Genomic DNA, 25,558 nt, shown 5'->3' on the forward strand with positions numbered 1-25,558 from the left:
AAGCGGACCAGGATCAGGTTCCAAGCTTATAGTGCGGGTAGTCGTTCAGGGAGAATCCGCCATTGAAGATCGCAGCGGTTTTGTCGCAGATGTGGATGACGGCATCGACGGCGCCTCGAAAGCAAGGTTCTGTCCAACCAGCGTCCACGGAAAACGATTCTCCGGAAAAATACAGGCCCGAATGATGGCCAAAATCCCTGTTGTACTTCATCAGGCTCACAGCGTCGCAGTAGGTACCTGGTCGGTATAACTTTGCACAACCCAGCGAGTTTTTATCGGTTATCCACCGTTGGACCACGGCTTGGTCGAGTCCGATGTAGGGCGAAATCCTCTCTTGGATATTGGTACATTTCATGAGTATTCGATCCAGCTCCCTGGCGCACTTGCTGATAAGCTCCTTGTCGCTGAATGACGCGAGTTTGGTGGCATCGTCTTCCCACGTATAGCTCAGCAGAATGCAGTCATAGCTGTAGTGGTCGTTGTAGCGATAGGTGTAGACGTCGTGAATGAAGCTGTCGGTGACGATGGCCTGTGGAATTTTGCTGTTTTTCGAAAGGAATGACTTTTTCAATGGCGCAAAGACCTTGCAACTGGTCTCCCAATGAGCTGTTTTATAGGCATTGATTGTCTCGAAGGGGAGCATTTTCGGGGTGAAGTTTTCAAGCTCGATACGAGTTTCAATCAGCCACGAGGGCAGCGTCATGATGACTGAGTCGAAATCCTCGAAACGGTGTTGGGTCTGTTCGGGCTGGCTGTATTTCCAGTCGAAGTGGACGCGCGTCTTTTGGTTCGCCAGTTTTACCAGTTTTGTTACGGATGAATCTGTAAGCAGACCGTCGTTTCCTTCGAGGCAGTGTTCATAAAAAGACTTTCGAGTTTCATCGGTTTTCATGAATAACAGGCACTCGTTCAACGCCCCTAGCCCGATGTAGCGGGGGCTGTCGAAAATCAGGCCCTTCGAGTCAAACACGGCTTCGCTATGCAGGTAGGGCGAAGCGAGCGGGTCCCCCGTCGAATCCACCCGACCATGAATCAGCTGCAGGTGGCTGCTGAATCCGAAGATAGCGGTACGCAGGGGATAAAGCGAGCAGACGTCATAGAAGGCACCCCAGCTACCATCGCCTATGCCAATCGCATAGAAAATCGCGGACTCTTCCAGGGACATTCCCATCCCGCCAAAGTCCCCCGGTGAGCGTTCATTCCAGGTTTTTAAGGCCGGCATAGTCACCAAGTCACGAAACGAAACGCTCTCGTATCTTGAAACAATAGCGGCCCACATGGTTTCCCACCCATCGCTGGCGTAAACCTCCGCGACGTGTCGAGTCATACGGTCGGCAAAGGTTTTCCACTTGGAATAGACCTTTTGCAATTCTCTGCCGGGAGGTGGTGTATGGCCGTCGTCATTTTTCCAGATTTGCATTTGCGGAGTCGATTCGCCGCCAATGCTGCCCTCGCGCAGGTAAATACCCGTCGAGCGGACCCATTGGCTTCCTGGATTGGCGAAGTCCGAAGTCGATAAATCAAACGTTTTTGCGTAATAAGCCAACATCGACCGCCCTTCTGTCGGCGGCTCACCCGTCCGGTTAAAGAAAGGCATGCGCATCGCGCCCATCTCAAAGGGGGTATGGCTCGCGGTGGAGTGTTTGCTTCCGGGTACGGTCAGGTGCCTGCCGCCTATGCGCTTGGATTGCTCTATTAAGGTTATATGGGTGAATCCGCAACGATAAAGCTCTCTGGCGGCAGTCAATCCGGTGATGCCGGCGCCTATGATGCAAATTTTGTGTTGTGGATCAGTGGCCTTGGCGATGCCATTTTTCTGCTCGACCAACGCCCTATAGTCGAAGCACAAATCGGGTGGGTTTGGAAAGCGAACCGCCCATTTGTTGCCAGCCGAGCGCTTGGTTCGAGCGACTTCCTTGGCGGCGGAGGCGGGGTAGTTGTAGCTTGATCCGATAGTCATTGTTGCTCTTCCCTGATGATGTTGTTCAGGGAGCGATGGTGCGGCGTTCATGCGGTGGTGTATGTGAGCGAAATCCAGCGCTGGGGCGCTCTGCATTCCGCTTTTTATGTAGGAATGTGCAAGAGGGTGCGACCTTTCCATGCACACATTGTGGGAGCGAGCTTGCTCGCGATAGCGTCCTGCCAGCCAACGTCCATGCTGCTGAACCACCGCCATCGCGAGCAAGCTCCCACAGTGGATCGGTGCCAAGCCCTTCCACCTACGCCGCCTGCTGAAACTGCTGCCGATACTGGTTCGGTGACAGGTCGGTATGCTGTCGGAACAACCGTGCGAAAAAGCTCGCATCGTCGTAGCCGACTTCGTAGCTGATGGTCTTGATGCTCTTGCGGCTGCCGGACAGCAGGCCCTTGGCGGTTTCGATCCGCAGCCGTTGCAAGTAGTGCAATGGCTTGTCGCCCGTGGCGGTCTGGAAGCGGCGCATGAAATTGCGGATGCTCATGCCATGCTCGCGGGCGACGTCCTCGAAGCGGAACTTGTCGGCGAAGTGCTCTTCGAGCCATTGCTGGATCTGCAGGATGATCACGTCCTGGTGCAGTTTCTGCCCGCCGAAGCCGATGCGTCCGGGCGAATAGCTGCGCTGCACTTCATAGAGGATATCCCGTGCCACGGCCTGGGCGATGTTGGCGCCGCAGAAGCGTTCGATCAGATAGATGTAAAGGTCGCACGCCGACGTGGTGCCGCCGGCGCAGAACAGGTTGTCGGCGTCGGTCAGATGCTTGTCCTGGTTCAGGTGCACCTGGGGGAAGCGTTCCTTGAAGGCATTGAAGAAACGCCAGTAGGTGGTGGCTTCCTTGCCATCGAGCAGCCCAGCCTCGGCCAGCCAGAACACCCCAGTGGCTTCGCCGCAGAGTACTGCGCCGCAAGCGTGTTGTTCGCGCAGCCAGGGCAAGACCTGGGGATAACGTTGGCAGAGGCCAGCGAAGTCATCCCAAAAGGCCGGCAGGATGATGACGTCGGTATTTTCCAGGCCACCGTCCACCGGCATGATCACATCGCTGAAGCTGTTCACCGGTTTGCCATCGGGGCTGACCAGCCGGGTTTCGAATGCCGGCGTCAGGCCGTGGCCCAGTTGTTTGCCATAACGCAGGCTGGCCAGGTGGAAAAAATCCTTGGCCTGCATGAGAGTAGAAGCGAAAACCCGGTCGGTTGCCAGGATGCTGACGCGCCGCAAGGGCGTGGAGCCGTGCATGGACATAATTAATCTTTATTTTTATAGGGGATAGTGGTCACCAAACGGCTGGATCGTCTTATTTTTTGTCGGATGTGTCCAGTGTCCTGTTGCGAGCCGCAGGCTTAGGCTCTTTTGGATAGCCCATCGAACAATAACCATAGGTGCCCCATGATCCCAAGAACCCTGTTCAGTCCCGAGCACGAACTGTTTCGAGACACGGTACGAAGCTTTCTTGAAAAAGAAGCGGTGCCGTACCACAGTCAGTGGGAAAAGCAGGGGCACATCGACCGTCAGCTGTGGAACAAGGCGGGGGAGGCCGGGATGCTCTGCTCGCATCTGCCGCAGGCCTACGGTGGACTGGACGCGGACTTTCTCTACAGTACGGTGGTGATCGAGGAAGTCGGGCGCCTGGGGCTGACCGGGATCGGCTTCTCGCTGCACTCCGATATCGTCGCGCCGTACATCCTGCATTACGGAAGCGAGGCGCTGAAGCACAAATACCTGCCAAAACTGGTGTCTGGCGAAATGGTCACGGCTATCGCCATGACCGAGCCAGGCGCGGGCTCTGACTTGCAAGGTGTAAAGACCTCGGCGGTGCTGGATGGCGATGAATATGTCATCAACGGCTCCAAAACGTTCATCACTAATGGCTTCCTGGCTGACCTGGTCATTGTCGTCGCCAAGACCGACCCGAAAGCGGGGGCCAAGGGCACCAGCCTGTTCCTCGTGGAGGCGGGCACGCCCGGCTTCGAGAAAGGCAAGCGCCTGGAAAAAGTCGGCATGAAGGCCCAGGACACCTCCGAACTGTTCTTCCAGGATGTCCGCGTACCGAAGGAAAATCTATTGGGGCAGGCGGGAATGGGGTTTGCCTACCTGATGCAAGAGTTGCCCCAGGAGCGCCTGACCGTCGCCATCGGTGGCCTGGCGTCGGCCGAAGCAGCGCTGCAGTGGACGCTGGACTACACCCGTGATCGCAAGGCGTTCGGTAAATCCATCGCGGATTTCCAGAATACCCGTTTCAAACTGGCGGAAATGGCCACCGAGATCCAGATCGGCCGGGTCTTTGTCGATCGCTGCCTGGAACTGCACCTGCAAGGCAAGCTCGACGTGCCGACCGCGGCGATGGCGAAATACTGGGGCACCGACCTGCAATGCAAGGTGCTCGACGAATGCGTGCAGTTGCATGGCGGCTACGGCTTCATGTGGGAATACCCGGTTGCCCGGGCATGGGCCGATGCGCGGGTGCAGCGGATCTATGCCGGGACCAACGAAATCATGAAGGAGATCATTGCGCGGTCGCTGTGATGCAGCGTGACCGATCCCACGCTCGGCGTGGGATCGGTGCAAGGGACGTTCCGCTTGGGGTTATGGCGCGGGATTCGGATGATCCTTGTGGATCGCCTCGATCCCCGCCAGCACTTCGTCCGACAGTTTCAGGTCGAAGCTGGCGATGTTGCTGTCCAGTTGTTCCAGTGTCGTGGCGCCAATGATGTTGCTGGTCACGAACGGCTGTTGGGTAACGAATGCCAAGGCCATCTGCGCCGGATCCAGGCCATGCTCGCGAGCCAGCGCCACATAGCGGCTGCAGGCTGCTTCCGATTGCGGGTTGAAGTAGCGCATGAAGCGGCTGTAGAGCGTCAGGCGGCCCTTGGCCGGCCGCGCGCCGCCTTCGTATTTGCCTGACAGGAAGCCGAACGCCAGGGGCGAATAGGCCAGCAGGCCACACTGTTCGCGAATAGCGATTTCCGCCAGGCCGATCTCGAAGCTGCGGTTGAGCAGGTTGTACGGATTCTGGATTGACACTGCGCGGGGCCAGCCGCGGGCTTCGGCCAGGGCGAGGAATTTCATGGTGCCCCACGGTGTTTCGTTGGACAGGCCGATGTGGCGGATCTTGCCGGCGCGGACCTGCTCGTCCAGGGCTTCGAGGGTTTCTTCCAACGGGGTAAAATCTTCGTCGGCCTTATGGGTGTAGCCCAGTTGTCCGAAGAAATTGGTGCTGCGCTCCGGCCAGTGCAGTTGGTAGAGATCGATCCAGTCGGTCTGCAGGCGCTCGAGACTGGCGTCCAGCGCTTCGACGATATGGCGGCGGTTGTGCTTGAGGTTCTTGTCGCGGATGTAGTCGATGGTGTTGCCGGGGCCGGCGATCTTGCTCGCCAGGACCCAGTCGGCACGGTCGCCGCGGCTCTTGAAATAGTTGCCGATGTAACGCTCGGTGGTGGCGTAGGTCTCGGCCTTGGGCGGCACGGGGTACATCTCGGCGGTGTCGAGGAAGTTGATCCCGGCACCCTTGGCGCGTTCAATCTGGGCGAACGCCTCTGCCTCGCTGTTCTGCTCGCCCCAGGTCATGGTTCCGAGGCACAAGGCGCTGACATTCAGATCGGTACGGCCTAGCTTGCGATAATCCATCGGGGACTCCTTGGGCAAAACAATCATAAAAGCAGGTTGAAATATTTTTCGCAATCTGCATAATTGCGCACCTCTTTCTGCAGTGGAAGTGATGCGCCGCCGCCGAAGAATCTTGCCGTTGAACGGACGCGCCGACCCGAGCCCCCGAAAGCGTCTGTATCCGGCTGCCTTTGACTTGTCAAAGTACGCACTATTCAGTAAGATCCGCCGTCTAATTTACAGGGCGGCCCCTGAGGCTATAAAGAATGAAAACTTTTACTGCTAAACCGGAAACAGTAAAGCGCGACTGGTTTGTCGTCGACGCTGCTGGTCAGACCCTGGGTCGTCTGGCCACCGAAATCGCGAGCCGTCTGCGTGGCAAGCACAAGCCTGAGTACACCCCTCACGTTGACACCGGTGACTACATCGTCGTTATCAATGCCGAGCAAGTACGTGTTACTGGCGCTAAAACCACTGACAAAATGTACTACTCCCACTCCGGTTTTCCTGGCGGCATCAAGTCGATCAACTTCGAAAAGCTGATCGCCAAAGCCCCTGAGCGCGTGCTCGAGACCGCGGTTAAAGGCATGCTGCCTAAAAACCCACTGGGTCGCGACATGTATCGTAAGCTGAAGGTTTATGCGGGCGCTGCTCACCCTCATACTGCTCAGCAGCCCCAAGAACTGAAGTTTTAACGGAATAGTTCATTATGTCGGCGACTCAAAATTACGGCACTGGCCGTCGCAAGACCGCAACCGCACGCGTCTTCCTGCGTCCGGGCACTGGTAACATCTCCATCAACAACCGCACCCTGGATAACTTCTTCGGCCGCGAAACTGCCCGCATGGTAGTTCGTCAGCCGCTGGAACTGACCGAGACCGTCGAAAAATTCGACATCTACGTCACCGTTATCGGTGGTGGTGTAAGTGGTCAAGCTGGCGCAATCCGCCACGGCATCACTCGCGCCCTGATGGATTACGACGAGACTCTGCGTGGTGCTCTGCGCAAAGCCGGCTTCGTAACTCGCGATGCTCGCGAAGTTGAACGTAAGAAAGTCGGTCTGCGTAAAGCGCGTAAGCGTCCGCAGTACTCGAAGCGTTAATTTCGCTTCCGCGTTCAAAAGGCGCCCAGTTCCTCACGGAGCTGGGCGTTTTTTTATGGGCAAAATAATTGCTCTGTGACAACTTGCCACATTCGTAGAGCCCCTATACTACAAGGCTTGGCGGTTTGGCCGCTTGGTAATTACCTTGTCAGAATTGGGGGTTTTCATTACCATTCGGCAAAATTTTTATAAGTTCAGATTTTTACTTAGTAGACGCCTGATCTAACAGGCCACAAAGCTGATGGGAGAGGACTGAATGAGCAATGACGGCGTGAATGCAGGCCGGCGTCGCTTCCTGGTAGCAGCCACATCCGTGGTGGGTGCTGCAGGAGCGGTGGGGGCCGTGGTCCCGTTCGTGGGGTCATGGTTTCCCAGTGCCAAGGCGAAAGCTGCAGGTGCACCGGTGAAAGTGAATATCAGCAAGATCGAGCCAGGGCAGCAGATGATTGCTGAGTGGCGCGGTCAGCCGGTGTTCATCGTCCGCCGTACAGAGGAGATTCTGGGGAATCTGAAAAAGATCGAGGGCCAGCTGTCCGATCCCTCTTCCAAGAACTCGGTCCAACCGGAATATGTCAACCCCGAGACGCGCTCGATCAAGCCGGAGATCCTGCTTCTGGTTGGCCTCTGCACTCACTTGGGCTGCTCGCCAACGTTCCGTCCCGAAGTCGCGCCTGTCGACTTGGGCAAGGACTGGGTCGGCGGCTATTTCTGCCCTTGCCACGGCTCCCACTATGACCTGGCCGGTCGCGTCTACAAATCGCAGCCTGCACCTTTGAACCTGCCGGTTCCCCCGCATTCCTATGAGACCGATGACATCATTGTCGTTGGCGTCGATACGGAGAAAGCGTGATGAGCAAACTAATGGACTGGGTTGATGCGCGCTTTCCCGCGACCAAGATGTGGGAAGACCATCTCAGCAAGTACTACGCTCCGAAGAACTTCAACTTCTTCTACTTCTTTGGCTCCCTGGCATTGCTCGTTCTGGTCAACCAGATCGTCACCGGTGTCTGGCTGACCATGAGCTACACCCCGTCGGCGGAAGAGGCGTTTGCGTCCGTCGAGTACATCATGCGCGACGTCGAGTACGGCTCGATCCTGCGTCTGCTGCACTCCACCGGCGCTTCAGCGTTCTTCATCGTGGTCTATCTGCACATGTTCCGTGGCCTGCTCTACGGTTCGTACCAGAAGCCGCGAGAGCTGGTCTGGGTCTTCGGCATGCTGATCTACCTGGCGCTGATGGCCGAAGCCTTCATGGGCTACCTGCTGCCGTGGGGCCAGATGTCCTACTGGGGCGCCCAGGTGATCATTTCGCTGTTCGGTGCCATCCCGGTCATCGGTGACGACCTGACCCAGTGGATCCGCGGTGACTACCTGATCTCGGGCATTACCCTGAACCGCTTCTTCGCCCTGCATGTCGTGGCCCTGCCGATCGTGATCCTCGGTCTGGTGGTGCTGCATATCCTCGCGCTGCATGAAGTCGGTTCGAACAACCCGGACGGCGTGGACATCAAGAAGCACAAGGACGAGAACGGCGTACCGCTGGATGGCATCGCCTTCCACCCGTACTACACCGTGAAAGACATCGTCGGCGTCGTGGTCTTCCTGTTCATCTTCTGCTCCATCGTGTTCTTCTTCCCTGAGATGGGCGGTTACTTCCTCGAGAAGCCGAACTTCGAGCAGGCGAACGCCTTCAAGACGCCTGAGCATATTGCGCCGGTCTGGTACTTCACACCGTTCTACGCGATCCTGCGGGCGGTTCCGGACAAGCTGCTGGGCGTCATCGCCATGGGCGCGGCCATCGCCGTGCTGTTCGTCCTGCCATGGCTGGACCGCAGTCCCGTCAAGTCGATGCGCTACAAGGGTTGGCTGAGCAAGATCTGGCTCTGGGTGTTCTGCATCTCGTTCGTGATCCTGGGCGTGCTAGGCGTACTGGCGCCGACCCCGGGTCGGACGCTGCTGTCGCAGGTCTGCACCTTCCTGTACTTCGCCTACTTCATTCTGATGCCTTTCTACACCAGGCTCGAGAAGACCAAACCGGTTCCGGAAAGGGTGACTGGCTGATGAAAAAGCTATTTTCTGTACTGATTCTTGCTGCTCTGCCTGTACTGTCCTTCGCGTCTACCTCAAGTGGGCCGGAACTGGAAAAAGTCGACATCGACGTTTCCGATAAAGCAGCCATGCAAGACGGCGCCCGTACGTTCGCCAACTATTGCATGGGTTGCCACAGTGCCAAGTTCCAGCGCTACGAGCGCGTGGCCGATGACCTGGGTATCCCTCACGAGATGATGCTCGAGAAGCTGGTGTTCACCGGAGCCAAGCTGGGCGACCACATGAACATCGGCATGCAGCCGTCCGACGCCAAGACCTGGTTCGGCGCTGCACCCCCGGACCTGACCCTGGTAGCACGCGTGCGGGGTACCGATTGGCTCTACGGCTACCTGCGTTCGTTCTATGAAGACCCTGCGCGTCCATGGGGCGTGAACAACAAAGTCTTCCCGAACGTCGGCATGCCGAACGTTCTGGTCGGCCTGCAGGGTCGGCAAGTGGTAGGCTGCAAGCAGGTTCAGATCGTCGAAGACGGCAAGAAGCAATATGATCCGCTGACCGGCACCGCTTTGACCCATGAAGCCTGCGACCAGCTGACCATCGTGCCGAACTCCGGCAGCCTGACGCCTGAGCAGTTCGACGAAAAGGTCAAGAACCTGGTGACTTTCCTGGCCTATTCGGCCAACCCGGTGAAGCTGGAGCATCAGCGCATCGGTACGTATGTATTGCTGTACCTGGCGTTCTTCTTCGTCTTCGCCTATCTGCTCAAGCGTGAATACTGGAAAGACGTGCATTGATAAAGTTGTAAGCCGTTGCTGTTAATCGTGCGCGCCCAAGGGCGTCTCTGAAGGTGTAACGAGCCTGGTTGATCAGGTGGTTACGGGAGGCGCCCTCTGGGCGCGCTCGTTTTTCCGTTTTTCGATAATTTCAACAAGCGAGGAGGATCGCCATGGGCGTGACCAATCGGTTGGCCTGTTACTCCGACCCCGCCGACCACTATTCCCACCGGGTACGCATCGTACTTGCAGAGAAGGGTGTCAGCGCCGAGATCATTTACGTTGAAGCGGGCCGTCAGCCGCCGAAGCTGATTGAGGTGAACCCTTACGGCAGCCTGCCCACGCTGGTCGATCGTGACCTGGCGTTATGGGAGTCGACGGTGGTGATGGAATATTTGGATGAGCGTTATCCGCATCCGCCTTTGCTGCCGGTATACCCAGTTGCGCGTGCCAACAGTCGTTTGCTCATCCATCGTATCCAGCGTGACTGGTGCGGGTTGGTGGATCTGATCCTGGATCCGCGGGCCAAGGAGCCGGCGCGGGTGGTGGCGCGTAAGGAGTTGCGAGAAAGCCTGACGGGCGTGTCGCCGCTGTTCGTCGACAAGCCGTTCTTTCTGAGTGAGGAACAAAGTCTGGTGGATTGCTGCCTATTGCCCATACTCTGGCGTTTGCCGATCCTGGGTATCGAACTGCCGCGGCCAGCCAAGCCGCTGCTTGATTATATGGAGCGCCAATTTGCGCGTGAGGCTTTCCAGGCGAGTCTGTCTGGTGCCGAACGCGACATGCGCTAAGGCTTAGGGAGCCGCTATGAACTCCAGTCGACCTTATCTGGTCCGCGCGCTCTACGAGTGGATTGTGGACAACGATTGCACCCCGCACATGCTGGTCAATGCCGAGTATCCATCGGTCCAGGTGCCGCAGGGTTTCGCCAATGACGGACAAATTGTCCTGAACGTATCGCCGGCCGCTGTGCGGCATTTGCACATGGACAACGATGCGGTCAGCTTCGAAGGGCGCTTCGGTGGCGTGCCGCATACGCTGTACGTGCCGATTGCCTCGATCCTGGGGATCTATGCCCGGGAGAATGGCCAGGGCATGGTGTTCGAGCTGGAAGTGCCGTTGGACGGCGAGGAAGAGTTCGAGGCGGATGATGACCTGCCACCACCGGATGACGAACCGCCGCGTCCTAGCGGGCGGCCGAGTTTGAAAGTGGTGAAGTGATCGGGTCTGTGTGAAGGCTTGGTTAATTGGTTGAGAAAAATGCCCGTGTCGTGAGATGCGGGCATTTTTTTGTGGGGTTGGGTGGTGTGTATATCCGTTGCTGCGGTTATGGCTGCTAATGGTTTCGCTTTTACAGCGACTCACTTTCGAAGGGCGCGAAAGTAAGCAAAGCGCCTTTGCCCCACCACTCGGCACCTCGCCTGGGCTCGGTGTGCCCTCACTCCGGCATTGCTCCGTGGGCCGCCGCGAAGGGCCGTCCCTGGCCCAGCGCGGCTACCTCGGCATCCATGCCGAGGTGCCCACTGCGCAATGCCTGCGTTCGGCCAGCGTGGTTAACGGGGCGCCCGAGGTCAACGTCCACCGCGAGGCGGCCTTAAAGCCGGCCTGTTTCTTGCTGACCGCGTTCCCCCTGTGGGAGATTCTATGGTTGAGGGAAAGCCCTCAACTGGCTTTTGGCTGATATTCGCTTTGCCCTTTCAGCAAGGCGAATACCACCCGAGCAAGCTTGCGAGCCAGCATTACCAACGCCTGAGTGGTGCTGAAGCCTCGAGCTCTTTGGGCTTCGTAAAACCGTTTCCAGGCTTTTGTACGGCTAGCCGACATCGCTGCATTGTGCAAAAGCCGGCGGGCTTCGGGGTCTCCGCGCTTGGTCAAGCTGCGGCGACCGTCCTTTTGCCCAGATTTCGATACCCGCAGATCCATGCCCAGAAAGGCGATAAACGCATCCGCGTTGCTAAATTCCCCCCGCTGAAACGCCGTGAGCAAGCGTGCTCCGGTTAGAAATCCAATGCCCTCAACTTTCAGGCAGCGCTTCAGTTGACCGAGCAAACCGGCTTCTTTGAGCTGATCGTTGATCGTCTTTTCGATCATCGTTTCAAGCCGCTGCATGGACTTTATTTGTTCGGCAAAAGCCGCCTTGAGCAGCGGCTCATTCGACCAGCTCTGCACTAGGCCGACCCTGGCCTGGACCAAGGCTGCGCGACGGCGCAAAAGGCTCAGGAGCTGGCGGTACAGCGGTGAGGGCGGGGTCCATGGGCGCAACTCCTCGGCTTCGTTTTTCAGGTAACGGGCCAGCAGCCTGGCGTCCAAGGCGTCGGTTTTAGCGCGGATCTTCACGCCTTCGCGGTAATGTTTGAGTTCATAGCCGCCCACCATGTAAATCGTGCAACCGGCCTCATAGGCCAGATCAGCAAACTCCAGGTGGTAGATGTTGGTTGCCTCAATGGCAATAGACACGGGGCATGGCAAGGCCTTCAGCCACTGCTTGATGGATGTTTTGGTATTAGGGATCTCTTCAAGCAGATCGCTATCGGCCTGATAAATCACCAATTCATTCTTGGCGACATCCACACCCACGATCGGTTTTGATAAAGAGACCGGCATTGCCATAGGATTTCCTCCGAGATAAGGTTTGAGCACTTGAAGGGCTCACCCAGAGGCGCAGGCTTGTTCCTATCGTCGGTCTAGCCAGATGCATTCTTTATCGGCGCTTAGGTGAAAGGAGGAGGGGCGAAATCTCCCACGGTCTGTACTGCGTCAACAGTCAGAATCGAGCCTTGTCCCTCCTCCTCCCTTCAAGTCCTACCATACAAGCGAGCCTGCTCGCGAAGGCGGAGTGTCAGTCGATGAAGATGCTGGATGTGGTGGCCTCTTCGCGAGCAAGCTCGCTCCCACAGGAGATCTGTGGTGCACATGAGTTTTATGTTCCCTGAAGATCCACTGTGGGAGCGAGCTTGCTCGCGAAGGCTGAGTGTCAGTGGATGAAGGTGCTGGATGTGCTGGCCTCTTCGCGGGCAAGCCCGCTCCCCACAGGAAGTAACGCGGTCCCACCGAAACCAGGTCGGCTTCAGGCCGCCTCGTGGTGGACGTTGATTTCGGGCGCCCCGTTAACCACGCTGGCCGAACGCAGGCATTGGTGGAGTGGGCATCCCGGCATGGATGCCGGGATAGCCGCGCTGGGCCAGGGACGGCCCTTCGCGGCGGGCCCACGGAGCAATGCCGGAGTGAGGGCATGCCGAGCCCAGGCGAGGCACCGAGTGGTGGGGCAAAGGCGTTTTGCTTACTTTTGCGCCTCTTAAAAGTGAGCCGCTGTAAAAGCGGAACCATTACTGGCCGCAACCGCAGCAACGGATATACACACCAACCAGTATCCATAAAAAAACGGCGCCTCTCCATCGCGGAGCAAGCGCCGTTTTCTTGAGCGAATCAGAGCTCGATATCAGTCAATGTACTCAAACAACTTGACGATCTTCTGCACCCCAGACACACCCTGCACCAGGTTGGTCGCCTGTGCCGCTTCCTGCTTGGTCAGCAACCCCAGCAGATAGACAATACCGTTCTCAGTCACAACCTTGATGCGCGAACCAGGAATGCTGGCATCGGTCAACATCTGCGTCTTGATCTTGGTGGTCAGCCAGGCGTCATTCTGGCGCGCCAGCAGCGAGGAGGGCGGCAGGACCTGGAGTTCGTTATGCACGGTCTTGACCCGCTGCACGGCGCTGGCTTCCTGTTCGGCCTTGGCCTTGAGGTCGGCGCGTGGCGTCTGGCCGGCCAGCAGCACGACGCCGTTGAAGCTGGTGACGACGATGTGCGAGTTGTTGTCCAGGTCCGGGTCGGCCTTGGCGATATTCACGCCGACCTTGGTTTCGATCAGCGAGTCGTCGATCTTGCTGCCGAAGGTGCGGGTGCCGCGGTCGTCTTCAATCGGCTTTTCCCGGCTGGCATTAACCACCGATGTGCAGCCGCTGATGCCGAGGCACAGGGTCAGGGCCAATAGGCCTAGGCGATTAGGGGTCATTCTTCACTCCCGAACAGTTGGCTGTCGATCAAGTCACAGAGACAGTGGATCGCCAGCAGATGGACTTCCTGAATACGTGCAGTGACATTGGCCGGTACGCGGATCTCGACGTCTTCAGGCAGCAGCAACGATGCCATGCCGCCGCCGTCGCGACCGGTCAATGCTACGACAATCATTTCGCGATCATGTGCGGCCTGGATCGCTTGAATAATGTTGGCCGAGTTGCCGCTGGTGGAAATCGCCAGCAGCACATCGCCGGGTTGGCCCAGGGCGCGGATCTGTTTGGAGAATACTTCGTTGTAGCTGTAGTCGTTGGCGATCGAGGTGATCGTCGAGCTGTCGGTTGTCAGCGCGATGGCCGGCAGGCTCGGGCGTTCGCGTTCGAAGCGGTTGAGCAGCTCCGAGGAGAAGTGCTGCGCGTCGCCGGCAGAGCCGCCATTGCCGCACGAGAGCATTTTGCCTTCGTTGAGCAGGGCGTTGACCATCACTTGGCTCGCTTGCTCGATGTGCGGTGCAAGTACGTCCATCGCCTGTTGCTTGGTGTCGATACTGGCCTGAAAAAGCTGGCGGATTCGCGATTGCATGTCCATCTGTGTGACCTTAAGTAGCGCGACTTATCGGCACAAACATGTGCGGCGCGCAAAGCAAAGAGCAAAAAGTTAAGTGAAGGTGTCCGGCTTGGCTGGGCGCTCAACTGTCGAAGGCGTTTTGTAGCCAGTTCAGCTGATCGAGGTTGCTGTCGATGGCAACCACGTCGAAGCGGCAGGGATGGTCGGCCCAGCGAGGCTCGCGTTGCAGGAAATACTGCGCGGCGAAAACCAGCTTCTGACGCTTGCGTGCATCGATGCTATCGAGCGCGCCACCCCATTGGGTATTTTTTCTATAGCGGACTTCGACGAATACTACTGTATCGCCGTCAAGCATGACCAGATCCAGCTCGCCGCGTTTGCACAACCAGTTCTGCGCCAGCAGGCGCAGACCCTGTTGCTGAAGATGCGCGAGGGCTTGGCCCTCGGCATTCTTACCGCTTTGCAGGTGTGAGCGGTCAGGCATCAGCGCTGGGTGTCCGGCAGCCGCTGTACCTGGCCGTTGACGAATTGCGCCCAAGGCAACTGACGTTGCACGCGCTGGGTCGGCGATATCGCCAGGCTGCCCGACAGGCCTTCGAGCCGGCTGTCTGGCAATGCCTTGAGCTGGCCCAGGCGCGGAGCGAGGCGATAGGCGTCGGCACCCATCGCATACAACCGGCCCAGGCTGCCGCCGGCCTGAGGCCATTGCGCGGTGACTTGCTGGCGCAGCGGGTCATTGGCGTCGAGCAGCCAAGGCGTTTCGCAGAAGCGCACGCCGTTCATGTCGTTGTACTGATTCTGGTCGCCGCTGACGCTGAATACAGAGGACGTCGCGTAGACCGGCACGTCGCCGGCGTACTGGAAGTTCAGGGTTGGCTTGATCTGCTGGGCCTGCTGCGGGGTCGATGCGAGGAAGATGAACTCGATGTCCTGGCGACGCGATGGCTGCGCGGCGACCGTTGTGCCCACGGTGCTTTGCAAGCTCTTGGCGCGACCTTCGCTCTGACGCAACTGGAACATGTCGGCGATCTGCTGGGCCAGTTGCACCGGCTGGTCGACGCGTTCGACTGCGACGATGGTTCCGCCGTTCGCCTGCCAATCCTGGCTGAAAGCTTTCAATACGCGATCGCCCCATTCCCCTTTCGGCACCATGGCGGCGGCGCGATGCAGGCCGTCGGCGCGAGCGCGACGGGAGACTTCACGGGCTTCATCTTCTGGAGCCAGGCCGAACTGGAACAGTTGGGGCGGGCCTTGTTCGCCTTCGCTGTAGTTCAGCGCCAGGGTGGTGATGGGCAGTTGCGGGCGGGTGCTGATTTGTTTGACCAAGGGTTTTTCCAGCGGGCCGACGACCAGTTGGACACCGTCGGCCTGGGCCTTGCGATAGAAGTCATCCATCGACGTCAAGCTGGCGCTGTCGTAGAACTGGATGCTCGGCGGCTTCTGCCCGGCCTGCTGCACCTGGTAGTGAGCTGCCATAAAGCCTTCGCGCAGGGCCTTGGCGACCGAGGCCAGCGGGCCGGTTTGCGGCAGCAGCACGGCGATCTTGCTCAGCGGCTGGCTCGCCAGTTCTTTTAGCTTGACCAGCGGCGTCGGCAATTGCAGTGCGGCAGGGTGCTTCGAGTTCTGCTCGCGCCAGCTGTCGATGGCCGCTTGTTGTTGCTCCAGGGTGCCGGCGGTTTTCACGGCCTTGGCCAGGCTCAACCAGCCGCCGAGGTCGTCGGTGGTGGTCGGTTGCAATTGATCGGTGGGCAGCGAGGCGATCAGCGTCCAGATGGTTTCGTGATTTTTTACTGCGGCTTCGTTGTCGAGCAGCGGGGCAATGAAGATCCGCTCCTTGGCGGCGGCCAGGGTCTGGCCATCGGCCTCAAGGGCGCGAGCGCGGACGGTGCCGGTGCGGACTTGCTGTTCCACCGGCATTTCGCTCAGGTGCTGCAGGCTTGGGTGGCCCAGCGAAGTCAGCGCTGCCTTGGGCTGATTGCGCGTCATCGCCAATTCGGCCGACAGCGTGCTGGCAAAGATCTGCTGGCCGGGCTTGAGTTGTTCCATCGGCACTTGTTGCAGGATCTGTGCGGACTGGCCGGCATTGCCCTGGCGGTAGGCCAGGTCCGCGGCACTCAGGCGCAACAGGGCTGCTTGTTCCGGCGTTTTACTTTGGGCGGCCTGTTCGAGCAACTGCTCGATACTGGCATCCGGGGTCCGTGGAAGTTCGCCAAGGCTGGACGAGGGCGAGCTGGCGCAGGCCGCCAGGAGGGCAGCGAGGCAGAGGGCGGAGAGCAGCCGCAGGCAAGCGATCATGTAAGTGTTCCTGATACGAGATCAAATTAGCGTCGAATTGTACCCAAGCGTTGGCCGGGGCGCGATGTTAGTGGTGTGAATCGGATGATTTAGGTGGTTCAAAGGGTGTGGTACCGCATAAAAGACGAGAAGTTGACTCTTGTGGCGGGCACAAGCCCTTGGTGCGCAGCAGCCGAGACCGACGCTACGCGCTACAATGCCGGTTTTGACCGACCATGAGGTATGCGTTTTGACTGCTCCAGGTGCTATGAATTCCGCCGCCGGCTCGCTTTACGTGGTGGCGACGCCCATCGGCAACCTGGACGATATCAGTGCGCGCGCCTTGAAGATCCTGCAGGACGTTGCGCTGATCGCGGCCGAAGACACCCGCCATTCCCAACGTCTGTTGCAGCATTTTGGTATCTCCACGCCGCTGGCCGCCTGTCATGAGCATAACGAGCGGGACGAAGGCAGTCGTTTCATCACCCGTCTGCTGGCCGGTGACAATGTGGCGCTGATTTCCGATGCCGGTACGCCGCTGATTTCCGATCCGGGGTATCACCTGGTTCGCCAGGCTCGCGCTGCCGGGATAAGTGTGGTGCCGGTGCCTGGGGCCTGTGCTTTGATCGCGGCGCTGTCGGCGGCCGGCTTGCCGTCGGACCGGTTTATTTTCGAAGGTTTCCTGCCCGCCAAGGCCGTGGGGCGACGGGCGCGCCTGGAAGCTATAAAGGAAGAACCGCGCACGCTGATCTTTTATGAGGCGCCGCACCGCATTCTGGAGTGCCTGCAAGATATGGAGCTGGTGTTCGGTCCCGAGCGTCAGGCCTTGCTGGCGCGGGAGCTGACCAAAACCTTCGAGACGCTAAAAGGGCTCCCCTTGGCGCAACTGCGTGAGTTCGTCGAGAGCGACAGCAACCAGCAGCGCGGCGAATGCGTCGTGTTGGTGGCGGGCTGGACGCCGCCGGAAAGCGAAGACGCCGTCAGTGGCGAAGCGATGCGTATCCTCAACCTGCTGCTCGAGGAAATGCCTCTCAAGCGCGCGGCCGCCCTTGCGGCGCAGATTACCGGCGAGCGCAAGAATGTGCTGTACCAGGTCGCACTGGAAAAACAGAAGAACCAGTGAAAGCTGGGTGCCGGGCTGGCCATGGGCTTTTAGCGCTTGTTCTTGGAACGCTCTACCGTTAACCTTCGCGGCGGAGAGTCGATCGGACAGTCGCTGCCCTCTATGAAAATTAGGGGGGGGAGGAAAGTCCGGGCTCCATAGGGCGAAGTGCCAGGTAATGCCTGGGAGGCGTGAGCCTACGGAAAGTGCCACAGAAAATAACCGCCTAAGCGCTTCGGCGCCGGTAAGGGTGAAAAGGTGCGGTAAGAGCGCACCGCACGGCTGGCAACAGTTCGTGGCTAGGTAAACCCCACTTGGAGCAAGACCAAATAGGGTCCCAAGGCGTGGCCCGCGCTGGGACCGGGTAGGTTGCTAAAGATGTCCAGTGATGGCCATCGTAGACGAATGACTGTTCAAGACAGAACCCGGCTTACAGATCGACTCTCCACCTTTTCCCTCCCTGCCGGAATCACTGGCAGACGCAGTTCCTAATACCAAAAAAATCTTACTCTTAATAAATCACTTTAACTTGTGCGCGCAGTCCTCTGTGCTTCCTCAAGTTCGGGCGAATTTTCCTACGTCAGATTCTTGTTACCCCTCCTGAAACGCTCCTAAATCTCCGATCTATAAGGCTTTTCCTTCAATTCGTGCCTTGACGGTGCGGTGGGCGCATTCCTATAGTGTGCGCAAGTGGCGGAAAGTGGCATGAAGTGGGTTTTTTTGAACGTAAACCGCCCAAAAGTGGAGAAACGCAGACGTGTTTCGCGGAGCTAACGCAATCAGTCTCGATGCAAAAGGCCGGCTCGCCATGCCCAGCCGGTATCGTGACGAGCTCGTTTCGCGAAGTTCGGGTCAGTTAATCGTCACGATCGACGCTGTTGACCCATGTTTGTCGGTCTACCCGCTGGATGAATGGGAAATCATCGAAACCAAACTGCGCGCACTGCCTTCGTTGCGTGAAGAAAACCGCCGCTTGCAGCGCTTGCTGATCGGCAATGCCGTCGACCTCGAACTCGACGGTAGCGGGCGTTTCCTGGTGCCACCGCGTCTGCGCGAATACGCCAAGCTGGATAAGCGCGCGATGCTGGTGGGCCAACTGAACAAGTTCCAGCTGTGGGACGAAGATGCCTGGAATGCGGTTTCCGCCGCCGACCTTGCTGCTATTCAACAACCGGGCGCCATGCCTGATGAACTACGTGATTTGATCCTGTGACTACTGATAGCGGCTTTAACCACATCACCGTACTGCTTGACGAAGCCGTCGAGGCTCTCGCCGTACGTCCTGATGGCTGCTATCTGGACGGCACGTTCGGGCGTGGCGGGCACAGTCGGCTGATCCTCAGCCAGCTCGGTCCGGACGGTCGGCTGCTGGGGTTCGACAAGGATCCTCAAGCGATTGCCACCGGGCAAGCGCTAGCGGCCGAAGACGGCCGCTTTGTCGTTGTGCAGCGCAGCTTTGCGGAGCTCGGTTCGGAAGTCGTCCAGCGTGGCCTGGCCGGCAAGATCAGTGGCGTGCTGCTGGACCTTGGCGTGTCGTCGCCGCAGTTGGACGACCCGGAACGGGGCTTCAGTTTCCTCAACGACGGCCCGCTGGACATGCGCATGGATCCGTCCCGCGGAGTCAGCGCCGCCGAATTCGTCAACACCGCTGCGGTGGAAGAAATCGCCCGTGTCTTCAAGGAATATGGCGAAGAACGTTTTTCGGGGCGCATGGCGCGCGCGGTAGTCGAACGTCGCGACGTCAAGCCGTTCGAGCGTACCGGTGACTTGGCCGAAGTGCTGAAAGTCGCCAATCCGGCCTGGGAAAAAGGCAAGAATCCAGCGACCCGCGCTTTCCAGGGGCTGCGCATCCATGTCAACAACGAACTGGGCGATCTTGAGGCCGGCCTTGAAGCGGCCCTTGAAGCGCTGGAGATCGGTGGTCGCCTGGTGGTGATCAGCTTCCATTCCCTGGAAGACCGTATCGTCAAGCTGTTCATGCGCAAGCTCACCAAAGGCGAAGCCGACAACCTGCCGCGCAACCTGCCGGTGCGTTTCGAAGCGTTCGTCCCCAAGATCAAGATCCACGGCAAAGCGCAGTTCGCCTCCGAGGCAGAACTCAAGGCCAATCCGCGCGCCCGTAGCGCTGTCATGCGTGTCGCGGAGAAGTTGCGGTGAGCAAGCTCTTCGCCAAGCCGTTGCCGGGCGGCAGCTTTTTCATGCTGCTGCTTTTTATTGGCGTGCTCGTGTCGGCTATCGCCGTGTCCTACAGCGCCCATTGGAATCGTCAGCTGCTCAACACTCTTTATAACGAGCTGAGCGTGCGCGACAAGGCTCAGGCCGAGTGGGGCCGGTTGATCCTGGAACAGAGTACCTGGACTGCCCATAGCCGCATCGAAGTACTGGCCACCGAGCAACTGAAAATGCGCATTCCCGGCGCCGCCGAAGTGCAGATGGTGGCGCCATGATGAAACTCGAAGGGGCGCTGTTCCCGTGGCGGTTTCGTCTGGTCCTGGGCTTGCTCGGGATCATGGTCGCAGCGATTGCCTGGCGCATCATCGACCTGCAAGTCGTCGACCGCGACTTTCTCAAGGGGCAGGGCGATGCGCGTAGCGTGCGTCATATCCCGATCCCGGCGCACCGTGGCTTGATCACTGACCGCAATGGCGAGCCCCTTGCCGTAAGCACCCCGGTAACCACCCTGTGGGCCAACGCCAAGGAAATGCAGCAAGCCAAGGAAAAGTGGCCGGCATTGGCTGCAGCCCTCGGCCAGGATCCCAAGGCACTCGCCGAGCGTCTTGAAGCCCAGGCCAACAAAGAATTTATCTATCTGGTGCGCGGGTTGACGCCTGAGCAAGGCCAGGGCGTGCTCGACCTGAAAGTGCCGGGCGTCTATGGCATCGAAGAGTTCCGGCGTTTCTACCCGGCCGGTGAAGTTACCGCCCACATGGTCGGTTTTACCGATATCGATGACCGGGGACGGGAAGGGGTCGAACTGGCCTATGACGAATGGCTCGCTGGAGTCGCCGGCAAGCGCCAGGTCATCAAGGACCGGCGCGGCAGGCTGATCAAGGATGTCCAGGTTACGAAAAACGCCAAGGCCGGCAAGCCCTTGGCGTTGTCCATTGACTTGCGCCTGCAATACCTGGCCAACCGCGAGCTGCGCAACGCCATCGTCGAGAACGGTGCCAAGGCCGGTAGCCTGGTGATCATGGACGTCAAGACTGGCGAGATCCTGGCGATGGTCAACCAGCCGACCTACAACCCGAACAACCGTCGCAACCTGCAGCCGGCGATGATGCGCAACCGCGCGATGATCGACGTATTCGAGCCGGGTTCGACCATGAAGGCCGTGTCCATGGCCGCTGCCCTGGAAACCGGACGCTGGAAGCCAAGCGACACCGTCGAGGTCTATCCGGGTACGTTGCAGATCGGCAAGTACACCATTCGCGACGTATCCAAGACAGAAGGACCGGTGCTCGACCTGACCGGCATCCTGATCAATTCCAGTAACGTCGGCATGAGCAAGATCGCCTTCGATATCGGTGGCGAGGCGATTTATCGCCTGGCCCAGAAAATCGGCCTCGGCCAGGACACTGGCCTGGGTTTCCCGGGCGAGCGCGTCGGCAACCTGCCCAACTATCGTGAATGGCGCAAGGCGGAAACCGCCACGTTGTCCTACGGCTACGGTGTTTCCGTGACCGCGATCCAGCTCGTCCACGCGTTTTCCGCGCTGGCCAACAATGGGCGTATCGCGCCGCTGACCCTGGTCAAGACCGACAAGGCGCCGCAGACCACCCAAGTGATTCCGGAAGACGTCGCGAAGACGATGCAGGGCATGCTGCAACAAGTGATCGAGGCGCCGCGCGGTGTATATCGCGCCCAGGTGCCGGCTTATCACGTTGCCGGCAAGTCCGGTACGGCGCGCAAGACTTCTGTCGGCACCAAGGGCTATGCCGAGAACTCCTACCGCTCGCTGTTTGCCGGTTTCGGCCCGATGAGCGACCCGCGTTATGCCATCGTCGTGGTCATCGATGAACCGAGCAAGGCCGGCTATTTCGGCGGCCTGGTTTCTGCGCCGGTGTTCAGCAAAGTCATGTCCGGCACGCTGCGGCTGATGAACATCACCCCGGACAACCTGCCACCGACCCAGCAGGCGAGTACCGCCCCGGTCGTTCCATTGAAAGCCGACGGAGGGCGTGGCTGATGTCCCTGAGCCTGAACAAGATTTTTGCCCACGCCGGCCACGACTTGTTGATTCGCGAGTTGGCCCTTGATAGCCGTGACGTACGCGCTGGAGACCTGTTCCTGGCGGTGCCGGGCGCCCGGTTCGATGGTCGCGCGCGCATTGCCGACGCCCTGAAGCGCGGAGCGGCGGCGGTGGCCTATGAGGTCAACGGCGCCACCGTGCTGCCCATCACCGATGTTCCACTGATTCCGGTCAAGGGGCTGGCGGCACAATTGTCGGATATTGCCGGACGTTTTTATGGCGAGCCGAGCCGTCACCTGAACCTGATCGGCGTGACCGGCACTAACGGCAAGACCAGCGTCACCCAACTGGTGGCGCAGGCGCTGGACCTGCTCGGGCAGCACTGCGGCATCGTCGGGACGCTGGGCAACGGTTTCCACGGTGCGCTGCAGAGCGGCCTGCACACCACGCCAAATCCGATTGCTGTACAAGCTACGTTGGCCGACCTGAAGAAGGCCGGTGCCAAGGCCGTTGCGATGGAGGTTTCTTCCCATGGCCTTGATCAGGGCCGCGTCAGCGCACTGGCATTCGATGTCGCCGTGCTGACCAACCTGTCCCGCGATCACCTGGATTACCACGGCACCATGCAGGCCTACGGTGAAGCCAAGGCCAGGCTGTTTGCCTGGAATAACCTGAAGTGCCGGGTCATCAATATCGATGACGAGTTCGGCCGGCAGCTGGCCGCCGAGCAACGCGAGTCCCGGTTGATCACCTACAGCCTGGAAGACACCAGCGCCTACCTTTATATCCGCCAGGCGCAATTCAATGACGAAGGCGTGCGCGCCACGCTGGTCACGCCCCAGGGCGAGCATTTCCTGCGCAGCACGTTGCTGGGCCGCTTCAACCTGAGCAACGTTTTGGCAGCCATCGGCGCCTTGCTCGGGCTGGATTACGCACTCGACGAAATTCTCAAAATGCTGCCGCAACTCGAGGGTCCGGCCGGTCGCATGCAGCGCCTGGGCGGCGGCACCCAGCCATTGGTTGTGGTCGATTATGCCCACACGCCGGACGCGCTGGAAAAAGTTCTCACCGCCTTGCGCCCGCACGCCAAGGGCAAGTTGCTGTGCCTGTTCGGCTGTGGCGGTGATCGTGACCGAGGCAAGCGTCCGTTGATGGCTGAAGTCGTCGAGCGGCTGGCCGATGGTGTGCTTGTGACCGATGACAATCCGCGTAGCGAAGACCCGCAGCGGATTTTCGACGATATCCGCGCCGGTTTCTCGCAGGTCGATAACGTCGACTTCGTGGCCGGTCGCGGCCAGGCCATTGCCCAACTGATCGCCAGTGCGTCGGCGGACGATGTTGTCGTCCTGGCCGGAAAGGGGCATGAGGACTATCAGGAAATCAACGGCGAACGCCATGCTTTTTCCGATCTGGTGGAAGCCGATCACGCCTTGAGCGCATGGGAGGTGGCCCATGCTTAAGGCCCTCAAGCTCAGCGAACTGACCAACGCCTTGAACGCGCGCCTTATCGCCGCCGACGCCAGTTTTGACGGCGTCAGCATTGACAGCCGGGCCATCGCGCCGGGGCAATTGTTCGTCGCCCTGGCCGGTCCGCGTTTCGATGGCCACGACTACTTGAACGAGGTCGCGGGCAAAGGCGCGGTCGCGGCGCTGGTCGAGCGGGAAGTGACCAACAGTACGCTGCCGCAACTGCTGGTCAGCGACAGTCGCCAGGCCTTGGGCCTGCTCGGCGCGCAGAATCGCGCGGCGTTTGCCAACCCAGTCGCGGCCATCACCGGCTCCAGCGGCAAGACCACGGTCAAGGAAATGCTCGCGAGCATCCTGCGCACCCGCGGTCCGGTATTGGCGACCCGCGGCAACCTGAACAATGATCTTGGCGTACCGCTGACCCTGCTGGAGCTGGCGCAGGAACACAGCGCCGCCGTCATCGAACTCGGCGCTTCGCGCCTGGGCGAGATTGCCTACACGGTCGGCATGACCAAGCCCCACGTGGCCGTGCTCAACAATGCCGGGACCGCCCATGTCGGCGAGTTCGGCGGCCCGGAAAAAATCGTCGAGGCCAAGGGCGAGATCATCGAAGGGCTGGATGCCCAAGGCGTCGCCGTGCTGAATCTCGACGACAAAGCCTTCGAAATCTGGAAGGCCCGGGCGGGCGAGCGCAAGGTGTTGACCTTCGCCCTGAGCAACCTCGCCGCGAATTTCTACGCCAGCGACCTGGACCGCGACGTCCGTGGTTGCCCGGCTTTCAATCTGCACAGCCCCGACGGTGCCGAACGCGTGCAGTTGAACCTGCTTGGCACTCATAACGTTGCCAACGCCCTGGCTGCCGCCGCCGCCGCCCATGCCCTGGGCGTGCCGCTGCCGGGCATCGTCGCCGGCTTGAATGCCGTGCAACCCGTCAAGGGGCGTACCGTCGCGCAGCTGGCGAGCAACGGCATGCGCGTCATTGACGACACCTACAACGCCAACCCGACGTCCATGTGCGCAGCGGTGGATATCCTTGCCGGTTTCTCCGGTCGCACCGTATTGGTGTTGGGGGATATCGGCGAACTGGGCGAGTGGGCGCAACAAGGTCATCACGATGTCGGCGCCTATGCACGCGGCAAGGTCGATGCGTTGTACGCCGTCGGCCCGATGATGGCTCATGCGGTCGCCGCGTTTGGCGAGAACGCGCGGCATTTCACCACTCAGGCCGAGCTGATCCAGGCCCTGGGCGCCGAGCAAGACCCGAACACCACCCTATTGATCAAGGGCTCACGCAGCGCAGCGATGGAAAATATCGTCGCGGCTTTGTGCGGCACCCGTATGGAGAAACATTAATGCTGCTGCTGCTAGCGGAGTACCTGCAACAGTTCCACAAAGGCTTCGCGGTCTTTCAGTACCTGACCCTGCGCGGGATCCTGGGTGTGCTGACCGCGCTGTCGTTGTCGCTGTTCCTGGGCCCGTGGATGATCCGCACCTTGCAGAGCCTGCAAATCGGCCAGTCGGTTCGTAACGACGGCCCGCAATCGCACCTGTCCAAATCCGGCACGCCGACCATGGGGGGCGCGTTGATCCTGTCGTCCATCGGCATCAGTACCTTGCTCTGGGCCGACTTGGCGAACCGTTACGTCTGGGTCGTGCTGCTGGTGACGCTGCTGTTCGGCGCCATCGGCTGGGTGGACGACTATCGCAAGGTCATCGAGAAGAACTCCCGCGGGCTGCCAAGCCGCTGGAAATATTTCTGGCAGTCGGTGTTCGGCCTCGGCGCGGCGATCTTCCTTTATATGACCGCCGCGTCGCCGGTGGAAACCACCCTGATCCTGCCGATGCTCAAGGACTACAGCATCCCACTCGGCGCGGGCTTCATCGTGCTGACCTACCTGGTGATCGTCGGCTCGAGCAACGCGGTCAACCTCACCGATGGCCTGGACGGCCTGGCGATCATGCCGACGGTCATGGTCGGCGGCGCGCTGGGGATCTTCTGCTACCTGTCGGGTAACGTGAAATTCGCTGAATACCTGCTGATTCCTTATGTACCGGGCGCCGGTGAACTGATTGTTTTCTGCGGCGCGCTGATCGGTGCCGGCCTGGGCTTCCTCTGGTTCAACACCTATCCGGCCCAGGTCTTCATGGGTGATGTCGGCGCATTGGCGCTGGGCGCGGCCCTGGGCACCATCGCCGTCATCGTCCGCCAGGAAATCGTCCTGTTCATCATGGGCGGCGTGTTCGTGATGGAGACCTTGTCAGTCGTCATTCAGGTGGCCTCCTTTAAATTGACCGGCCGCCGGGTATTTCGCATGGCGCCAATCCACCACCACTTTGAACTCAAGGGCTGGCCCGAGCCGCGCGTGATCGTCCGTTTCTGGATCATCACCGTGATTCTGGTACTGGTCGGCCTTGCCACCCTGAAGCTGAGGTAGAGCG

At 59.5% G+C, this 25,558-nt stretch carries 25 protein-coding genes and 1 other RNA gene; 18 read left to right on the forward strand and 8 right to left on the reverse strand.

Annotated elements, in window-relative coordinates:
* Window positions 1–13 precede the first annotated feature (13 nt).
* Both J3P82_RS05405 and J3P82_RS05410 read right to left on the reverse strand, forming a co-directional pair.
* The gene (locus tag J3P82_RS05405) at window positions 14–1,960 is read right to left on the reverse strand and encodes a flavin monoamine oxidase family protein (protein WP_434563708.1); all 1,947 of its coding nucleotides are present in this window, start codon (window positions 1,958–1,960) and stop codon (window positions 14–16) included.
* 259 nt (window positions 1,961–2,219) lie between these two features.
* The gene (locus J3P82_RS05410) at window positions 2,220–3,116 is read right to left on the reverse strand and encodes a GlxA family transcriptional regulator (RefSeq protein WP_434563710.1); all 897 of its coding nucleotides are present in this window, start codon (window positions 3,114–3,116) and stop codon (window positions 2,220–2,222) included.
* A 243-nt stretch (window positions 3,117–3,359) separates the two neighbouring features.
* Between J3P82_RS05410 and J3P82_RS05415 the strand changes: the two genes are divergently transcribed.
* Window positions 3,360–4,496: an acyl-CoA dehydrogenase family protein gene (locus J3P82_RS05415; protein ID WP_434561321.1), complete on the forward strand. Its 1,137-nt coding sequence runs from the start codon at window positions 3,360–3,362 to the stop codon at window positions 4,494–4,496.
* A 60-nt stretch (window positions 4,497–4,556) separates the two neighbouring features.
* Here J3P82_RS05415 and J3P82_RS05420 read toward each other — a convergent pair whose 3' ends face one another.
* The gene (locus tag J3P82_RS05420; RefSeq protein WP_434561323.1) at window positions 4,557–5,597 is read right to left on the reverse strand and encodes an NADP(H)-dependent aldo-keto reductase; all 1,041 of its coding nucleotides are present in this window, start codon (window positions 5,595–5,597) and stop codon (window positions 4,557–4,559) included.
* 245 nt (window positions 5,598–5,842) lie between these two features.
* Here J3P82_RS05420 and rplM point away from each other — a divergent pair, with 245 nt between their 5' ends.
* From rplM to J3P82_RS05460, 8 genes are all read left to right on the forward strand, one after another.
* Window positions 5,843–6,271: a 50S ribosomal protein L13 gene (gene rplM, locus J3P82_RS05425; RefSeq protein ID WP_003178186.1), complete on the forward strand. Its 429-nt coding sequence runs from the start codon at window positions 5,843–5,845 to the stop codon at window positions 6,269–6,271.
* A gap of 14 nt (window positions 6,272–6,285) precedes the next feature.
* Window positions 6,286–6,678 (forward strand): 30S ribosomal protein S9, encoded by a 393-nt coding sequence (gene rpsI / locus J3P82_RS05430; protein ID WP_003178188.1) that lies wholly within the window; start codon window positions 6,286–6,288, stop codon window positions 6,676–6,678.
* Between the two features lie 256 nt (window positions 6,679–6,934).
* Window positions 6,935–7,528 (forward strand): ubiquinol-cytochrome c reductase iron-sulfur subunit, encoded by a 594-nt coding sequence (gene petA / locus J3P82_RS05435; protein ID WP_434561325.1) that lies wholly within the window; start codon window positions 6,935–6,937, stop codon window positions 7,526–7,528.
* Window positions 7,528–8,739: a cytochrome b gene (locus J3P82_RS05440; protein WP_039591564.1), complete on the forward strand. Its 1,212-nt coding sequence runs from the start codon at window positions 7,528–7,530 to the stop codon at window positions 8,737–8,739. The genes petA and J3P82_RS05440 overlap by 1 nt, the downstream gene beginning before the upstream one ends.
* A complete protein-coding gene (locus J3P82_RS05445; protein ID WP_434561327.1) occupies window positions 8,739–9,521 on the forward strand; it encodes a cytochrome c1 in 783 nt (260 codons plus the stop codon). The genes J3P82_RS05440 and J3P82_RS05445 overlap by 1 nt, the downstream gene beginning before the upstream one ends.
* 152 nt (window positions 9,522–9,673) lie before the next feature.
* Complete coding sequence (locus J3P82_RS05450) at window positions 9,674–10,291, forward strand: glutathione S-transferase N-terminal domain-containing protein (protein WP_434561329.1); 618 nt, start codon at window positions 9,674–9,676, stop codon at window positions 10,289–10,291.
* Window positions 10,292–10,307: 16 nt separating this feature from the next.
* Window positions 10,308–10,721, forward strand: a complete 414-nt coding sequence (locus J3P82_RS05455) for a ClpXP protease specificity-enhancing factor (protein ID WP_186638313.1) — start codon at window positions 10,308–10,310, stop codon at window positions 10,719–10,721.
* Between the two features lie 235 nt (window positions 10,722–10,956).
* Entirely contained in the window at window positions 10,957–11,181 is a 225-nt protein-coding gene (locus tag J3P82_RS05460; protein WP_434563985.1) for a hypothetical protein, read from the forward strand.
* On the opposite strand, the gene J3P82_RS05465 is transcribed toward J3P82_RS05460, so the two are convergent.
* The 5 genes from J3P82_RS05465 to J3P82_RS05485 form a co-directional block, all read right to left on the reverse strand.
* Window positions 11,163–12,110, reverse strand: coding sequence for an IS110 family transposase (locus J3P82_RS05465; protein WP_434561331.1), 948 nt, complete (start codon window positions 12,108–12,110; stop codon window positions 11,163–11,165). The genes J3P82_RS05460 and J3P82_RS05465 overlap by 19 nt on opposite strands.
* Window positions 12,111–12,939: 829 nt before the next feature.
* A complete protein-coding gene (locus tag J3P82_RS05470) occupies window positions 12,940–13,518 on the reverse strand; it encodes a BON domain-containing protein (protein ID WP_186638315.1) in 579 nt (192 codons plus the stop codon).
* Entirely contained in the window at window positions 13,515–14,108 is a 594-nt protein-coding gene (locus tag J3P82_RS05475) for a phosphoheptose isomerase (RefSeq protein WP_007928463.1), read from the reverse strand. Before J3P82_RS05475 ends, J3P82_RS05470 begins: the two co-directional genes overlap by 4 nt.
* 100 nt (window positions 14,109–14,208) lie before the next feature.
* Entirely contained in the window at window positions 14,209–14,571 is a 363-nt protein-coding gene (locus J3P82_RS05480) for a YraN family protein (RefSeq protein ID WP_434561333.1), read from the reverse strand.
* On the reverse strand, window positions 14,571–16,382 hold the full coding sequence (locus J3P82_RS05485) for a penicillin-binding protein activator (protein WP_434561335.1): 1,812 nt from the start codon (window positions 16,380–16,382) through the stop codon (window positions 14,571–14,573). The genes J3P82_RS05480 and J3P82_RS05485 overlap by 1 nt, the downstream gene beginning before the upstream one ends.
* Before the next feature lie 247 nt (window positions 16,383–16,629).
* Between J3P82_RS05485 and rsmI the strand changes: the two genes are divergently transcribed.
* The 9 genes from rsmI to mraY all read left to right on the forward strand — a co-directional run bounded on the left by rsmI (window position 16,630) and on the right by mraY (window position 25,554).
* Complete coding sequence (gene rsmI, locus J3P82_RS05490) at window positions 16,630–17,484, forward strand: 16S rRNA (cytidine(1402)-2'-O)-methyltransferase (RefSeq protein WP_434561337.1); 855 nt, start codon at window positions 16,630–16,632, stop codon at window positions 17,482–17,484.
* Between the two features lie 74 nt (window positions 17,485–17,558).
* An RNA gene (rnpB, locus tag J3P82_RS05495) (RNase P RNA component class A) lies at window positions 17,559–17,912 on the forward strand.
* Window positions 17,913–18,220: 308 nt separating this feature from the next.
* Window positions 18,221–18,676 (forward strand): division/cell wall cluster transcriptional repressor MraZ, encoded by a 456-nt coding sequence (gene mraZ / locus J3P82_RS05500; protein ID WP_003178209.1) that lies wholly within the window; start codon window positions 18,221–18,223, stop codon window positions 18,674–18,676.
* The gene (gene rsmH / locus J3P82_RS05505; RefSeq protein WP_434561339.1) at window positions 18,673–19,620 is read left to right on the forward strand and encodes a 16S rRNA (cytosine(1402)-N(4))-methyltransferase RsmH; all 948 of its coding nucleotides are present in this window, start codon (window positions 18,673–18,675) and stop codon (window positions 19,618–19,620) included. The genes mraZ and rsmH overlap by 4 nt, the downstream gene beginning before the upstream one ends.
* Complete coding sequence (ftsL, locus tag J3P82_RS05510) at window positions 19,617–19,910, forward strand: cell division protein FtsL (protein WP_003178214.1); 294 nt, start codon at window positions 19,617–19,619, stop codon at window positions 19,908–19,910. The genes rsmH and ftsL overlap by 4 nt, the downstream gene beginning before the upstream one ends.
* Window positions 19,910–21,649, forward strand: coding sequence for a peptidoglycan D,D-transpeptidase FtsI family protein (locus J3P82_RS05515; protein WP_434563712.1), 1,740 nt, complete (start codon window positions 19,910–19,912; stop codon window positions 21,647–21,649). The genes ftsL and J3P82_RS05515 overlap by 1 nt, the downstream gene beginning before the upstream one ends.
* A complete protein-coding gene (locus tag J3P82_RS05520) occupies window positions 21,649–23,112 on the forward strand; it encodes a UDP-N-acetylmuramoyl-L-alanyl-D-glutamate--2,6-diaminopimelate ligase (protein ID WP_434561341.1) in 1,464 nt (487 codons plus the stop codon). Before J3P82_RS05515 ends, J3P82_RS05520 begins: the two co-directional genes overlap by 1 nt.
* Window positions 23,105–24,472, forward strand: coding sequence for a UDP-N-acetylmuramoyl-tripeptide--D-alanyl-D-alanine ligase (locus J3P82_RS05525; RefSeq protein WP_434561343.1), 1,368 nt, complete (start codon window positions 23,105–23,107; stop codon window positions 24,470–24,472). Before J3P82_RS05520 ends, J3P82_RS05525 begins: the two co-directional genes overlap by 8 nt.
* Window positions 24,472–25,554 (forward strand): phospho-N-acetylmuramoyl-pentapeptide-transferase, encoded by a 1,083-nt coding sequence (gene mraY / locus J3P82_RS05530; protein WP_186610987.1) that lies wholly within the window; start codon window positions 24,472–24,474, stop codon window positions 25,552–25,554. Before J3P82_RS05525 ends, mraY begins: the two co-directional genes overlap by 1 nt.
* Window positions 25,555–25,558: the final 4 nt, after the last annotated feature.

The sequence above is a fragment of the Pseudomonas sp. Z4-20 genome (assembly GCF_051131955.1).
Taxonomy (GTDB): Bacteria; Pseudomonadota; Gammaproteobacteria; order Pseudomonadales; family Pseudomonadaceae; genus Aquipseudomonas; species Aquipseudomonas marvdashtae.

What these genes read in the sequence shown, in the direction of transcription:
- petA (WP_434561325.1), top strand. Translation starts at nt 6,935, where the DNA reads ATGAGCAATGACGGCGTGAATGCAGGCCGGCGTCGCTTCCTGGTAGCA.
- rpsI (WP_003178188.1), top strand. Translation starts at nt 6,286, where the DNA reads ATGTCGGCGACTCAAAATTACGGCACTGGCCGTCGCAAGACCGCAACC.
- J3P82_RS05465 (WP_434561331.1), bottom strand. Translation starts at nt 12,110, where the DNA reads ATGGCAATGCCGGTCTCTTTATCAAAACCGATCGTGGGTGTGGATGTC.
- J3P82_RS05455 (WP_186638313.1), top strand. Translation starts at nt 10,308, where the DNA reads ATGAACTCCAGTCGACCTTATCTGGTCCGCGCGCTCTACGAGTGGATT.
- J3P82_RS05420 (WP_434561323.1), bottom strand. Translation starts at nt 5,597, where the DNA reads ATGGATTATCGCAAGCTAGGCCGTACCGATCTGAATGTCAGCGCCTTG.
- J3P82_RS05440 (WP_039591564.1), top strand. Translation starts at nt 7,528, where the DNA reads ATGAGCAAACTAATGGACTGGGTTGATGCGCGCTTTCCCGCGACCAAG.
- J3P82_RS05520 (WP_434561341.1), top strand. Translation starts at nt 21,649, where the DNA reads ATGTCCCTGAGCCTGAACAAGATTTTTGCCCACGCCGGCCACGACTTG.
- J3P82_RS05485 (WP_434561335.1), bottom strand. Translation starts at nt 16,382, where the DNA reads ATGATCGCTTGCCTGCGGCTGCTCTCCGCCCTCTGCCTCGCTGCCCTC.
- J3P82_RS05415 (WP_434561321.1), top strand. Translation starts at nt 3,360, where the DNA reads ATGATCCCAAGAACCCTGTTCAGTCCCGAGCACGAACTGTTTCGAGAC.
- J3P82_RS05470 (WP_186638315.1), bottom strand. Translation starts at nt 13,518, where the DNA reads ATGACCCCTAATCGCCTAGGCCTATTGGCCCTGACCCTGTGCCTCGGC.
- J3P82_RS05515 (WP_434563712.1), top strand. Translation starts at nt 19,910, where the DNA reads ATGAAACTCGAAGGGGCGCTGTTCCCGTGGCGGTTTCGTCTGGTCCTG.
- J3P82_RS05525 (WP_434561343.1), top strand. Translation starts at nt 23,105, where the DNA reads ATGCTTAAGGCCCTCAAGCTCAGCGAACTGACCAACGCCTTGAACGCG.
- rsmI (WP_434561337.1), top strand. Translation starts at nt 16,630, where the DNA reads ATGAATTCCGCCGCCGGCTCGCTTTACGTGGTGGCGACGCCCATCGGC.
- J3P82_RS05450 (WP_434561329.1), top strand. Translation starts at nt 9,674, where the DNA reads ATGGGCGTGACCAATCGGTTGGCCTGTTACTCCGACCCCGCCGACCAC.
- rplM (WP_003178186.1), top strand. Translation starts at nt 5,843, where the DNA reads ATGAAAACTTTTACTGCTAAACCGGAAACAGTAAAGCGCGACTGGTTT.
- J3P82_RS05405 (WP_434563708.1), bottom strand. Translation starts at nt 1,960, where the DNA reads ATGACTATCGGATCAAGCTACAACTACCCCGCCTCCGCCGCCAAGGAA.
- J3P82_RS05475 (WP_007928463.1), bottom strand. Translation starts at nt 14,108, where the DNA reads ATGGACATGCAATCGCGAATCCGCCAGCTTTTTCAGGCCAGTATCGAC.
- mraY (WP_186610987.1), top strand. Translation starts at nt 24,472, where the DNA reads ATGCTGCTGCTGCTAGCGGAGTACCTGCAACAGTTCCACAAAGGCTTC.
- J3P82_RS05445 (WP_434561327.1), top strand. Translation starts at nt 8,739, where the DNA reads ATGAAAAAGCTATTTTCTGTACTGATTCTTGCTGCTCTGCCTGTACTG.
- J3P82_RS05480 (WP_434561333.1), bottom strand. Translation starts at nt 14,571, where the DNA reads ATGCCTGACCGCTCACACCTGCAAAGCGGTAAGAATGCCGAGGGCCAA.